11 protein-coding genes are annotated in these 13,668 nt (G+C 57.5%); 8 read left to right on the forward strand and 3 right to left on the reverse strand.

Going from position 1 to position 13,668, the window contains the following annotated elements:
• Window positions 1-54: 54 nt before the first annotated feature.
• Window positions 55-1,464 (reverse strand): pyridoxal phosphate-dependent decarboxylase family protein, encoded by a 1,410-nt coding sequence (locus GAL_RS00545; RefSeq protein ID WP_024095663.1) that lies wholly within the window; start codon window positions 1,462-1,464, stop codon window positions 55-57.
• A 227-nt stretch (window positions 1,465-1,691) separates the two neighbouring features.
• Here GAL_RS00545 and hpaR point away from each other — a divergent pair, with 227 nt between their 5' ends.
• Window positions 1,692-2,126, forward strand: coding sequence for a homoprotocatechuate degradation operon regulator HpaR (hpaR, locus tag GAL_RS00550; RefSeq protein WP_040104263.1), 435 nt, complete (start codon window positions 1,692-1,694; stop codon window positions 2,124-2,126).
• Window positions 2,127-2,135: 9 nt separating this feature from the next.
• On the opposite strand, the gene GAL_RS00555 is transcribed toward hpaR, so the two are convergent.
• Together GAL_RS00555 and GAL_RS00560 are read right to left on the reverse strand one after the other, a co-directional pair.
• On the reverse strand, window positions 2,136-3,410 hold the full coding sequence (locus GAL_RS00555) for a glycerate kinase type-2 family protein (RefSeq protein ID WP_024095665.1): 1,275 nt from the start codon (window positions 3,408-3,410) through the stop codon (window positions 2,136-2,138).
• Entirely contained in the window at window positions 3,403-4,980 is a 1,578-nt protein-coding gene (locus GAL_RS00560; protein ID WP_024095666.1) for a sulfatase-like hydrolase/transferase, read from the reverse strand. The genes GAL_RS00555 and GAL_RS00560 overlap by 8 nt, the downstream gene beginning before the upstream one ends.
• A gap of 205 nt (window positions 4,981-5,185) precedes the next feature.
• On the opposite strand from GAL_RS00560, the gene GAL_RS00565 reads away from it, so the two are divergent.
• The 7 genes from GAL_RS00565 (at window position 5,186) to GAL_RS00595 (ending at window position 13,606) form a co-directional block, all read left to right on the forward strand.
• Window positions 5,186-6,004: a DeoR/GlpR family DNA-binding transcription regulator gene (locus GAL_RS00565; RefSeq protein ID WP_024095667.1), complete on the forward strand. Its 819-nt coding sequence runs from the start codon at window positions 5,186-5,188 to the stop codon at window positions 6,002-6,004.
• Window positions 6,005-6,102: 98 nt separating this feature from the next.
• On the forward strand, window positions 6,103-7,779 hold the full coding sequence (locus tag GAL_RS00570; RefSeq protein ID WP_024095668.1) for a Na/Pi cotransporter family protein: 1,677 nt from the start codon (window positions 6,103-6,105) through the stop codon (window positions 7,777-7,779).
• Between the two features lie 35 nt (window positions 7,780-7,814).
• Complete coding sequence (locus tag GAL_RS00575; protein WP_024095669.1) at window positions 7,815-8,654, forward strand: DMT family transporter; 840 nt, start codon at window positions 7,815-7,817, stop codon at window positions 8,652-8,654.
• Between the two features lie 305 nt (window positions 8,655-8,959).
• Window positions 8,960-10,084: an extracellular solute-binding protein gene (locus tag GAL_RS00580; RefSeq protein WP_024095670.1), complete on the forward strand. Its 1,125-nt coding sequence runs from the start codon at window positions 8,960-8,962 to the stop codon at window positions 10,082-10,084.
• A 153-nt stretch (window positions 10,085-10,237) separates the two neighbouring features.
• Window positions 10,238-11,350, forward strand: coding sequence for an ABC transporter ATP-binding protein (locus GAL_RS00585; protein WP_024095671.1), 1,113 nt, complete (start codon window positions 10,238-10,240; stop codon window positions 11,348-11,350).
• A gap of 13 nt (window positions 11,351-11,363) precedes the next feature.
• Entirely contained in the window at window positions 11,364-12,284 is a 921-nt protein-coding gene (locus tag GAL_RS00590) for an ABC transporter permease (RefSeq protein ID WP_024095672.1), read from the forward strand.
• Window positions 12,281-13,606, forward strand: coding sequence for an ABC transporter permease (locus GAL_RS00595; protein WP_024095673.1), 1,326 nt, complete (start codon window positions 12,281-12,283; stop codon window positions 13,604-13,606). The genes GAL_RS00590 and GAL_RS00595 overlap by 4 nt, the downstream gene beginning before the upstream one ends.
• Window positions 13,607-13,668: the final 62 nt, after the last annotated feature.

A 13,668-nucleotide genomic window follows, 5' to 3' on the forward strand; every position in this document is an offset into this window, starting at 1 on the left:
CCGCAGCTTGTCCAGCGGCCCCGCATCGACCTCGTCGAAGCGGGTTTGCCCTTGCTAGAGCGTTCGGGCGATTTCGGTGATGACGTCATGTGCCATCATGACATCGGCTTCGGTTGTTTCAAATTGCCCGGCCTGAAAACGGATCACCAGAGCGCCATCTACGCGAGTCTGGGTCAGGTAAATGCGACCATCGTCGTTGATCGCATTCACCAATCGCAGATTCAAATCGTCCAGATCCGTGGCTCCATCGGGTTGATACCGAAAGGACCAGAGAGACCACATTGGCGGTGTCACGATCTCGAAATCAGGCTCTAACTCGAGCCGATCATGCAGTTTCTGTGACCATGTCACATGATTGCGCAACCGTTGGCGCAACCCTTCCAGACCGTAGGTCCGGATCAGAAACCAGATCTTGAGCGCGCGGAATCGGCGACCCAAGGGCACTGACCATTCAGAGTAGTTGATGATGCCGTCTTTGCCATGAGTTTTGAGATACTCGGGGCTTATGGCCAGCGTTCGGACCAGGTCGTCCGGATCTTTCAGGAAATGGGCGGAGCAATCAAATTGCACCCCCAGCCATTTGTGCGGATTGAAAACGATGCTGTCTGCGCGCTCAATTCCGGGCCAGTAATGGCGGTATTCGGGGCAGATCATGGCGGAGCCGGCCCAGGCGGCGTCCACATGGGTATAGAGTCCATATTTTTCAGCCACATCGAGTATCTGATCGACTGGGTCGGTGGCGCCAACTCCCGTGCCTCCGACACAAAGGATGACGCCGGCGGGCCGGTGGCCGGCCGCGATGTCGGCCTCAATTGCTGCAGCCAGCGCGTCGGGGTCCATGCCGCGCCAGTCTCCCTTGATCGGAACACGGACAAGATTTTGCTGGCCGATACCGGCAACCCAGATGGCGCGATCGACGGAGGTATGCACCTCCGAAGAGCAGTAGATGCGCAAAGTCTTTTGAGTAAATAGCCCTTGCTCATTGCCTTGCCAGTTCAGCGCCTTCTCCCGCATTGTCAGAACAGCTGCGAGGGTCGCGGAGGACGCGCTGTCCTGAATGACCCCCTGAAACTCTTCCGGCAAGTCGAGCGCCTGACGCAGCCAGTCCATCATGCAGGTTTCCATTTCGGTCGCCGCGGGAGAGGTTTGCCAGAGCATGCACTGCGGCGCGATGGCAGAGGTGAGGAATTCCGCCAACACTGATGGGGCAGCGGCATTTGAGGTGAAGTAGGCAAAGAACCGCGGATGTTGCCAGTGGGTGATCCCGGGCATTACGATGGTTTCAAAATCGGCAAAGATTGCCTCCATACCTTCGCCGGTTTCGGGCGGCGTGGCGGGGAGCGCATTCAGAACGTCGCCGGGTTCGGTTCTGGCACGCACTGGCCTGTCACCAACCGTCTGATGATAGTTTTGCGTCCAGTCGGCAATCTTGCGTCCCCAATGGGAAAAGTCAGTCCAGTTCATTGTCCGTCCTTTGCGCTGAGAGGGGAAACCCACGAGACGTTATATAATTAACATGTGTATTAAAACCTGTCTACTTTTTGGAATTATATCAATAGATAAGATTGGTTGAGCGCAATTCAGCCTATCTGGGCAGAGTACATACTGATTGAGCTGTTTTCAGAAGCACGCTCTTGCTGGCGTTGTCATTGAAGGTTTGCCTTTGTGCGCAGGGGCGGCGATAATTGGCCATGACCAAGCAGTTACCAAGCACAGACCGATCTTTGCCCATCGCCCTACTACGCGCCCGCGAGCGTGTGATGGGCCCTATCCGCGCGCTTCTGAGCGACGCCGGTTTGACGGAACAGCAGTGGCGTGTGCTGCGTGTTGTTCAGGAAACCGGAGGTATCGATCCTACGCAGATTTCTGAACGGGCCTGTCTTTTGCTGCCAAGCCTGACACGTATTTTGCAGAAGCTTGAAGACAAGGGGCTGATCCAGCGCACGAAGGATCAGATAGATCGCCGCCGCCAGATCGTAAGCATTACCTCAGCGGGGGCGCAGGTCATTGATGATAATCTGGATGCCAGCCTTGCCGTCATTGCGCGCACCCGTAGCCAGATGGGCGAGGAGCGTTACGAGGCGTTGCTGGATTTGCTGAACGAGCTGCATCAACTGGACGAATAGGGGCCTGTTCTACTGCCGTGACAGCAGCATGATTTGGACATCGGCGACATTTGTGCCGGTTCCGCCTGTTATGAGGAGATCGCCCGAAAGCTTCAGCGCGGCATGACTGTCGTTGTTTTTAAGAAGGGCATCGGGGTTACCGCCGTTCTCACTGATACGTTGCCAGGTACCGCTATCGACGATACCGCCTGCTGCATCTGTCGGACCGTCACGACCATCAGTGCCTGCGGAGAGGAAGGTCCAATGCTCTTTGAGGGCACGAGGCCCCAAGCGGGCGATATGTAAGGCCAGTTCCTGATTCCGCCCGCCACGCCCGCACCCGGTCAGCTGCACAGTTGTTTCGCCGCCAAAAATCAGCGCAGTGGGGCGGCTGGTCTCATGCGCTTGGATGGCGGTGAGAATTTCTGTTGCTGCCCCCTCGACATCGCCAATAAGCGCATCGTTGACGATATGTGCCGCCCATCCATCGCGCCTAGCCTGATCGCGCATCGCAATCAGGCTATGGCGGTTTGAGCCGATCAGATGGGCTGACGTCACACTGGAGTCCGCAAGCGATTGCTTTGGGTCTTCCGGTGTGGCCAGATGGGTTCGAACCGCGTGAGGCAGCCCGTCCCACAGGTTATGGGACAGAAGGCAGTCGCGCGCCATTGACCGCGAGCCCAGTGGTGCCACCGTCGGGCCTGAGGCGATGGCTCTCAGATCATCGCCGATGACATCCGAGAGAATATAGCTAAACACCTGTGCGGGTTGCGCGGCACTCAACAGGCCGCCACCCTTAAGCTCCGACAGTTGTTGGCGGATTAGATTCATCTCGGTGATGTCGATACCGGCCCCGAGCAGCAGATCCGTCACAGCGGTTTTGTCAGCCAGCGTGAGACCTCCCGCAGGCGCGACCGCCAGAGCGGAGCCGCCGCCTGATATCAGTGCGACGACCCTGTCCTTGGCGTTCAGATTGCTGAGTGCGGCGCGCAGGGCGGCCCCCGCAGCCAGGCTCATGTGGTTCGGAATAGGGTGACTGCCTGCCAACACCTCGACATCAGGTAGGTCCGCAACATTCTCTGGATTGGTCACAGCGATTGCACGATCCGGAGTTGGCAGCATCTCTATCGCCTGACGCATCATGGGAACGGCGGCTTTCCCAAGGGCGACAAGGATCAGGCGTCCACCGGGTAGCGGCAGAGATGGGGGGTGTTCTTTTAGGCTTTCGGCCAGTGCCGTGGCAGGATTGGCACGGGCAACAGCCGCCGCAAAGAGGGCGCGGGCAGTCCTGCGCAGATCAGTCATCTTGGCGGCCTGAAACGAACGTCGGCCTATGGCGCAGCTGCCTACGCGGCCCCTGTGGGGTGATGGTGTCCAGCGACAGGGTATGATCCATGTTACGCATGCGGTGGCGCAACATCTGTCGCGTCAACCGGGCCAAATCGCGTTGATAATCGGGGTGCTCAGCCACATTGACGGCCTCACCCAAGTTGTCGTGATCAAACAGCAGTGGCGGCAGGTCGGCTGCAAACTCGACCAGTGTGAAACGCGCATCGCGCAGGATCGCAAGGCAGGAACAGCTCGCGTCCGTGCCCAGGTGTTGCTGCCAGATGCTAGGGCGCTCAGGCTCGGCGAAATCCAACTCCGAATAGCTGTAGCTGCGCCAGTTGTCTGGAGTGTCTCCGGCAAGCAGCGGTAGCAGAGAGCGCCCGTCCATCGCGTTCGGAATAGGCTGACCGACCCAATCCAGAATGGTCGGTGCGAGGTCGATGGATTCGGTGATATCATGCACCACAGCGCCGGCGCGCGCTGCGTTGCCCGGTTGGCGGATGATCAGAGGCGTGTGATAGGCCGCCTCATAGACCGAGAATTTCCCCCAGCTGTGCCGGTCGCCCAGCATTTCTCCATGATCTGCACTGAGCACCACAAGCGTGTCCTCCAGCTGGCCGCTGTCGCGCAGGTATTCCATAACCCGACCGATATGGGCGTCGACCTCGCTGGCAAGACCCAGATAGATTGAGCGAAGCGTCTGGATTACCTCGTCGCTGGGCTCCAGATCCGGGAACCCCTCCACAAAGGACGCTGGGGAGGCGGCACGGGTGGCTGGATCAAAAAACGGGTGGACCGCGCGTTCGTCCTCAACAGTGGCAAGACGGTGCGGCAGGGGCAGGGACGCAGGATTATACATCCGGTTGTAGGGGGCAGGCGCAACAAGCGGTGGATGTGGGCGTATATAGGTCAGATGCGCGAACCAATTCTGGTCGCGGTAGCCGGGCAGGGTTGCCAGAAATCGGTCGGTCAGGAATGCGGTGTCACTGTCCTCAGCCTGATACGGGGCCGGATCGTTAAGACGCGGGGCATCCCCGGTTGGGGAAACCGGTTTGTAGATGTCCCAGTAGCGGTCGAATGCGTAACCTTTGTTCAGAAGATGCGCGCGCCAAGGATGCGACATTTCCATCCGCATCTCCAACATCTCATGAAACCCGCTCATCGGGTATTCGTATGTTTGCATCGCCGGGTCGCTTGGATGGTGAACGCGAGGGTCGTGCGAGGTGTCGGTATACCCAAACAGCATCGGCAGATAACCTGCCTTGCGCATCTCCGAGGCGAGGTTCGGTGTGTCATGTCGCAAGGGGGTGCCATTGCGGACAGAGCGGTGATTCATCGCATACTGGCCGGTCAGGATGGAGGCGCGCGACGGGCCGCAGGGGTTCACTACTGTGTAGTTCTTCCGAAAGGTGACGGCATCGGCCATCAGTGCGCGAAGATTGGGCAGCGCCACATGCTCTGCTAAGGCGCCAAACAAGCAGTCGGCCCGCAACTGATCGATCAGAATGAACAGGACATTCCTGCGCTGGTCTGAACATTGGCTCATAGAGATTTTCCTCGCGGCAATTGACGCCAGATAAGCCCGAAAGTGTCTTCATGGCAAAGGGTTTTCGGGCTCAATACGGCCGGAACTGACCGCTAATGTGGGCTTTTGTGTTTTCCTGTTTGATTTTTGTGATTGAGCTGTGGTTCACTGCCCGGCAGATTCATCAGTCCTGTACAAAGGTTTCCGGGTGCCAGCAGACCAGAAAATGTCCCATCGCGAGCTTGAACTGCTAGAGGCTTTGCGGCGTCTGGGCGGTTCGGCGCGTAGTGGCGAACTGGCCAAGGTGCTGGGTGTTTCGGAAGAAACCGTGCGACGCACGATCAAGGCATTGGCCAAGCAGGGATTGGTACAACGGGTCCATGGTGGCGCCTATCTGAGTGGGCCGGATACGGCGGATAGCTTTTATCGGCGGATCTCCAAATATACCGAAGAAAAGCAGAGCATCGCCGCTGGAGTTCTGCCGCAGATCACAGACGGGATGGCGATCTTTCTCGATGTGGGATCAACCACAGCGTTTGTCGCAAAGGGACTGCGTCGCCGCGCCAATCTGACAGTGGTGACCAATTCTATTGGTGTCGCGCAGACGCTGGCCAATCACAACGGCAACAGGGTGCATTTCCTTGGCGGGGAAATCCAAAGCAATGAACGTGGCACGTTTGGTCATGTTGCCGAACAGCAGGTACGTGCATTTGCATTGGACCTAGCTGTGTTGTCGGCTGATGCGTTTTCTGCCAAACACGGCGCCCTCTACCACAGTGCGACAGAGGCCCAGCTTGCGGCGGTGGTTGCGCAGGCCGCCGAACGGACGTTGTTGTTATTGGCCCATCCGAAATTCGATGACATGGCGCCGCACCGGGGGCCGCAACCGGAGATGCTGGACCTGCTGATGACTGATGCCTTACCGGGCCGAAAGTATCGCCGTGCGTTGGAGACCTGGGGAATTGGCCTTGAACTGGCGCCGACGCAGGATGCTGACGCGGCGAGTGATGTGAAGGCAAAGAAACGGGCCCCCTCGCTGGAGTGAGCCGCGCGAACAGTTGCGCAGACGGAGTTCCGTTGGGCGCCAAGATAAAGATCGGCAGCCGTTAGAGACTGCCCGACAGAAGGAAAAGACACGAGCCTATGGCCATATTGAGCTTTCTTACCAGCCTCGCCGGTGCTGTCATGCTGCTGCTTTTTGCGGTGCGTATGGTGCGCACGGGTATCGAACGCAGCTATGGCGCCACGTTTCAGCGTCTCCTGACCGAACAGCGCAGCCTCGTGCAGGCCAGCTTCGTCGGTGTTGGCATGGCCATCGTGTTGCAAAGTTCGGCTGCGGTTGCCTTGTTGACGTCCGGGTTCGCGGCTGGAGGGATGCTGTCCTTTGCCTCCGGGCTGGCAATTGTGCTGGGTGGGGATCTGGGCTCCGCGTTGATCATTCAGCTTTTGTCGTTCCGTCTGGACTGGTTGGTGCCGGTGCTGCTGGCGGTTGGTGGCTATCTGTTCGTCAAGGTTGAAGCCAAGAAAGCCCGTCAGATGGGGCGCATCCTGATGGGGATTGCGTTCATTTTGATTTCCTTGCGGTTCCTGCGTGAGGCCATGGACCCGATCCGGGAAAGCGCGTTTCTGCCCGCGATCGCCGAGTACTTGGCGCGCGACTACATTACCGCGTTCCTTGTCGGGGCTGCACTCGCCTTTGTTATGCACTCCTCGGTGGCGGCTATTTTGATGTGTGTCACTTTGGTGCAGATTGATGCGATCCCTTTTGCGGCTGGCCTGTCTTTGGTGCTGGGTGCGAATTTCGGCTCTGCGTTTATTCCGGTCTGGCTGAGCCGCGGGATGCCAGCGTCCGGGCGGCGGATACCTCTGGCCAATCTGGGGCTGCGCGGGACCTGGGCCGTGTTGTGTTTGTTTGGTGTCAATGTGGCGTTGCGAGCCGGTGTTCTGGGCGCGCCTGAGGGCGGTCAGACGCTGGTCTATGCGCATTTGCTGTTCAACACATCGCTGCTGATTTTGGCGCTGCCGTTTTGCGGCATGTTGCACGGTGTGCTGACAGGTCTGGTGCCGGACCCGGCGACGCCGCAGGATACCGCGCATGGGATGCCTGTTAGTGTGCTGAATACGGATGATTACCGGCAGCCCAATCAGGCGATCAGCAGTCTCAAGCGGGAACTTTTGCGAATGTCGGATCTGGTCAGCGCCATGTTCCGACCTGTTCCAGACCTCTATCAGCATGGTGACCGCACTCAGATCAGGGCGGTGCAGGCGCTGGACCGGGAGGTGAACAATTGCCTGTCAGGTATCCGAAGTTATGTGGCGGGCATGCCGAGTGAGGGGTTTGGCAAGGAAAACGCCAAAGTGGCCCGCGACTTGGTGGAATATGCCATTCGGCTCGAGACGGCCGGGGATGTGGTGGACGAACGTCTCGCCACCCTTGCCACGTCAATGCACAAGAAGGGCGTGCGGTTTTCGAAAGAAGGCTGGGCAGAGATCACCCGTATGCACGAGGTCATTGTCGCCAATATGCAATTGGCCTCCAACGTGCTGATCTCGGACGATCTGGAAAGCGCGCGTCTGCTGAGCCTTGAGAAGACCGAGGTGAAGCGCATGGAACGTGACAGCCGAAAGCGTCACTTGCGCAGATTACAGCGCGGGGCTGCGGAGAGTTTTGAAAGCTCTGATATCCATCTTGAGACATTGCGTGCCTTGCGAGAATTCAACAGCCATATTGCGGCCATCGCCTATCCGATCCTTTATCGCAACGGTCAACTACTGGAGACGCGGTTGATTCAGGATATGCCTGCGGAAGAAATGGACTGATGCCCCGTGCGACCCGTTGATCCTGAAAGCCTGACATGACGCCGTTTGTGATCGCCATCATTCTATCGGCTGCGATGCTGCATGCGATCTGGAATGCTATCGTTAAGACCGCAACAGATCGGACGACAACGCTGGGCCTGGTGGCGCTGGGCCATGTGCTCCCCGGTGCGGTCATGGTCGCGTGGTTGCCTTTGCCGGCGGTGTCGAGCCTGCCCTATATCGGTCTCTCGACTGTTGTGCATTTCGGATATTTTTACATGCTGGGGCGTGCCTATCAGCATGGCGATCTGAGCGTGGTTTATCCGATTGCGCGCGGAATTGTACCAGCTCTGGTTTCGCTCTGGGCTATGATTTTCGTCGGAGAAATACTGCCACTGCAGGCTTGGTTCGGGATTGTGCTTATTGCGGTGGGAATCCAGCTGAGCAGTTGGAAAGCACTGCGATCCGGTGTTGGGCGGGGCGCGCTATGGTATGCGCTGGGCACCGGCTTCTGCATTTCGGTGTATTCGTTGGTTGATGGTGTCGGTGTACGGCTGTCGGGGAATACCGTCAGCTATTGGGCTTGGGGTGCCTTTTTTCATATCTTTGTCGCGGTGTTTGTCATCCTGCGAAAGCGAGAGACCTTGCCGGGATTGCCGCTCAGAGTATGGGCGCTGGGAATCGCGGGCGGCCTTGTGTCGATGTGCGCCTATGGACTGGTGTTGTTTGCGAAAAACTTCGCGCCGCTTGGTGCGGTCTCTGCCCTGCGCGAAACATCGGTCATCTTCGCCGCGCTGATTGGCTTCCTGATCCTGAAAGAGGGCAATTGGAAGCGCCGCCTCGGGGCGGCTGTACTGATGGCGGCCGGGGTTGCGCTTATCGGAATGGCAGTTTGAGTGCCCCGGCGATTTTGTGAACGCTTCCACAGTGTTGCAGCGTTGACGTGAGGGGCCTTCGAGGCGCAGACTAATCCGCGTGAGACTATGTGAGAGTCAGCATCCTTGTCGAAAGGCGCATAAGTACTTTGTTCTGAACGTTGACGGTGGAGAGCTGAAACTGGCCCCATAAATGTACCTGCCCGACATTGTCTGGCCTTATCGAATTCTGAATCTGTCACTGTAGCAACAGGAGTGTGTTCCGCAGAGTTTCACCACCAAAAGCAAAAACAAAAGACCAACAGTTCCATAGGGAGAAAGACAAGATGACTGCAAAGTCCAAAGTAACCCGCCGCTCCATACTAAAGGGAGCAGGCGCGGCAGCGCTGGCAGCACCGCTCTACTCCAAGAGCGCTCTGGCCTCCTCTGGCGAGATCAACATTCTGATGTGGTCCGACTATCTGCCGCCCGAGTTCATCGCCGGGTTTGAGGGTAAGACCGGGATCAAGGTGAATTACACCGGGATCGGGTCGAACGAAGAAATCATCAACAAGATGAAGGCAACGAAGGGTCAGGGGTTCGATATCGTTTCACCCACCAACAACCGGTCGCTGCAGTGGGGGCCGCTGGAGCTGCTGAAGCCATTCGACCTCAATAAGGTCAATCTGGATGCGGTGAACCCGGCAATGGCCAAAATCGGTACGGATGCCTGGAACTTTGACGACAGCGGTGCACATTGGTTGCCGCATATCTGGGGCACCGAGGGCATCGCCTATCGCACAGACAAATGGCTGCCGTCCGGGGATGCACCGTCTTACGGCGATGTCTGGAGCGAAGAAAACGCAGGCAAAACCATGGGCCGTGCGCATTCGATGATGCTGGGCGCAGGTCTCTATATGGAGGCTTCCGGTGAAATGGAGCCGGGATCAATCTGGGCGGCCTATGACGACGAAGAGACTATGCGCAAGGTCTGGGGTCAGGTCACTGATTGGTGCGTGGAACGTAAAAACCGCATCAAGCTGATCTGGAATGACGCGGATTCGCAGAAGAATGGTCTGCTGAACGAAGGTGTCGTTGTTGGTCAGACTTGGGATGGTCCGCCGCTGGCGCTGAAATCCGCAGGTGAGCCGGTTCACTATCAGGCACCTGTTGAAGGGGCTATGGCCTGGGTCGATGGGATGTCGATGCCGGTTGGTGCCAAGAATGAAGAGCAGGTCTATGCGTTCATCGATTATGCCTACGAACAGGAACCTGCGGGCAAGGCCATCGACAGCCACGGCTACAATTCACCGGTGCTGAAGGCAGATGATTATTCCGGCGATATCTATAAGAAAAACTTCGCGGAGGCCTATCCGGGCAACAGCCTGGCCAATCTGAATCCCTGGCCTGCTGAAGCTCCCTGGTATGCAGATGTGCGTACCGAGTTCGTCAACAAGTTCAAAAGCGCCTGATTATTTGATCGCGCGATTCTATCTGGCTCCCGTTTTGTGCGGGGGCCAGCCACACGCCTGAGAGCGTTAATTCAACATATTATCAACCGGATGCTATCTGCATCGGCCGGGGGTTCGCCTCCGGACGGACGGTTGCACCGAGGGAGAGGCCACATGAGTGCTGGGGTAGGCGTAGATCTTGAGAATCTCTGGATCCGCTTTGGAGATTTCGTTGCGGTTCGCGACGCGAATGTCAAAATCAACGGAGGCGATTTCTTTTCGTTCCTGGGCCCGTCTGGCTGTGGCAAGACGACCATCTTGCGCGCGGTGTCCGGTTTTCTGGAGCCAAGCGAAGGGAATGTTCTGATCGGCGGCAACAATATGCGCGGGATTGGGCCGAACAAGCGACCAACGGCGCTGATTTTCCAGAATCTTGCATTGTTTCCACTGATGAAGGTCTGGGAGAATATTACGTTTTCGATGGAGATCAGGGGCGCTTCGGCCAAGGAACGTCGCAAGCGCGCGGATGAGCTGCTGGATATGATCGCGCTGCCGGGGCAGGGTGACAAACTGCCATCGGAACTGTCTGGTGGCCAGCGTCAGCGGGTCGCTATCGCGCGGGCGCTATGCGCCGAACCGGATGTTCTGTTGCTGGACGAACCGCTGTCAGCGCTGGATCTGAAACTGCGTCAGCACATGCGGACGGAGCTACGCGAGATTCAGCAGCGGGTGGGCATTACGTTCATTTACATCACCCACGACCAGGGCGAGGCGCTGACCATGTCAGACAATATCGCTGTGATGCGCGCTGGGGTGATCGACCAAATCGGCAATGGTAAGGCGGTTTACAACGACCCCGCAACGGCCTTTGCCGCGTCTTTTGTTGGCGAAAACAACGTATTTCGGGGGAAGGTCAAGCGGGTGATGGGGAATGAAGCACTCATCGCTACCAACCGGTCCGGTGATCTGGTTGCACGGATTTCCTCTGCCAATCAGGGCAAGATGAAAGAGGGGGATGACGCGATGATGTTCATTCGCCCGGAGGCTTTTGCCTTGGCCCCACAGGGTGCAACTGGCGACCATGTGGTCAGCGCTAAGGTCAACCATGAGGAATTTGAGGGCAATGCTTTCAATATCTTCATGGAGGGCGACGGTGGCAAAGAGTTGAAGGTTTCTATCCCCAACCTTGGCCAATCCTTTGAAGATCACACAGGCCAGACAATCACCCTGGAATACGAGACGCAGAACGCCGTCATCGTACCCGCGGGTGAACTGGCTGCAGAGTAAGGAGGCCCGGACCATGCCAAGATTCCTGAGGGAATTTTTCAATCGCAACGGCTATGGGCTGGGCTCTTTGATGTTGGGACTCGTCTTGTTCTGGACGATTGGTCTTATCATCCTGCCACAGCTGTCGATGCTCGACTTTTCATTCCGGCCAAACCTGCCGCCGCCAGAAATCGGCGGGCCGAAAGATGTCTATACGTTGGAGAATTACAAATACCTGATCTTCGGTCCCGAGGGCGGTGGTCAGGATTATAATGCGGTTGATCTGCGTGTGTTCTTCCGTACGCTGGTCGCGGCCGTCTGTGTGACACTGTTCAACCTGATCCTGTGCTATCCGATTGCCTATTATCTAGCCCAGACCAAGGGCAATCATATCCGCATCTTCGCGTTGATGCTGATCATTCCTTACTGGATCAACGAAATCCTGCGGGCCTTTGCACTGCGCATCATCTTCGGCGAAAGCGGGGTCCTGAACACCGCGCTGGTCGGGATGGGTGTGTTTGACACCCCGTTTGATTTCATCCGGAATGATATCGCGCTTTATGCAGGGCTTGGGTATGCCTACATCCTGCTGATGATTTTCCCGATCTACAATGTGATCGAAAGTCTTGACCGCAATCAGATTGAGGCGGCCCGTGACATGGGGGCCAGTTGGCCCAAGATCCATCAGCGCGTTGTGATCCCCTATGCCAAGCCTGGCATCAGCTCGGGTTGCACGATGGTCTTCATGTTGTCCGCGGGCGCGTTGGCCGCGCCGCAGATTCTTGGCGGGCCGTCATCCCTGTGGTTCACGCAGCTGATCTATCAGCAGTTCAATGACAACAGCGACTGGCCACAGGGTGCTGCCTATGCGGTTGTTCTTCTGGTGACCTGTATCCTGTTGGTTCTGGCCGTCATGCGCCTGTTCAAGGTGAACATGGGAGATATCGGCAAATGAAAAACCTCTCCTTTCTGCGCCTGAGCGTCTGGTTCTATCTGGCGATTTTCTTCGCTTATCTGCTGGGGCCGCTGGTGATCATGTCGGTCACGGCCTTCAACTCACCTGGGTTCCCGCAGGCGACGCCATGGGAATGCCTGACATTTGAGTGGTTTTCAGCGCTGTTTCAGGACGAACGTATTCTGAACGGGATCAAAAATTCGATCCTGGTCGGGGCGGGTACCGTCGTGTTGTCCGTTGCGATGGGCCTAGCAGGGGCGCTGATGCTGACCCAGATTTGGCCAAAGCTGCGGGCCACCTATTACACGGTGATCATCGCACCAATCCTGATACCCGGTGTGGTGATTGGTATCTCAACACTGGTGTTCTGGGATCGCATCAATCGCATGGTTGGGCTGGGGGCAGATAGTTTCCTGTCGAACGGTTTGTTCCTGACTATCATTGGTCAGTCCACCTTTATTGCCAGCTACTGCATGCTGGTGCTGGTGGCCCGTCTGCAGCGCTATGATATCGCGCTGACCGAGGCGGCGCTTGATTTGGGGGCAACCCATGCGCAGGCGTTCCGCAAGGTGCTGCTGCCGTTCATGAAACCTGCAATTGCATCGGCGGCAGTCCTGGCCTTTCTCGCCAGCTTTGAGAACTACAACACCACCACCTTCACCTTCGGAGAATATCCAACGCTCACCATCGAGCTGGCGCAGAAGGTGCGTTATGGCATTACGCCTGCAATCTCTGCTCTGGCGTTCATTATCGTTGTGTTGACGGTCTTTGCAGCGTTGTTCAATGAGGCGACGATCCGTCGGCGAGAACTTGTGGCGGCTGCGCGCAAGGATGCGACGGTAGAAGAGCTTGAGAGTGGGCGTCTGCGGCTTCCGGGGTTCCTGAGTTCCAACTGGGCGGCTCTCGGGTTGGTTGGGGTTGCCTGTTTCACCATCGTCATTGTTGGTACCGCGACCGTTTACAGCCCGGCCCAGTGCATTGCGGATGTCAAAGAGCAGAAGCGACTGGAAACGGAGTTGCGTATTCAGGAACTGCGCCAGCGCCGCGCCGATGAAGCTGCCCGCAGGGCTGCGGAAGAGGCCGAAAACGGTGCGTCTGATGCTGGTGGGGCAACAACATCTGAGCCCGCACCCAGCGGTGGGAACAACTCGGGCTTTGGCGGGGCCTTTGACCCTAACGCATTAGGGGGAGGTGATGCTTCAACAACCGAGGGCGAAGACGAAAGCAGCGTTCCTGCGCCCGCGACAGGTGGTAGCTCCGCCTTCGGAGGGGCCTTCGACCCGAACGCGCTCTCCGGTGGTAGCACGTCAGACGGCAACTGATACGCCGCCGATGCAAACAAAAAACCTGCCCGGGCGTTGTCCTTGGGCAGGTTTTTTATGTG

Source organism: Phaeobacter gallaeciensis DSM 26640, assembly GCF_000511385.1.
GTDB lineage: Bacteria > Pseudomonadota > Alphaproteobacteria > Rhodobacterales > Rhodobacteraceae > Phaeobacter > Phaeobacter gallaeciensis.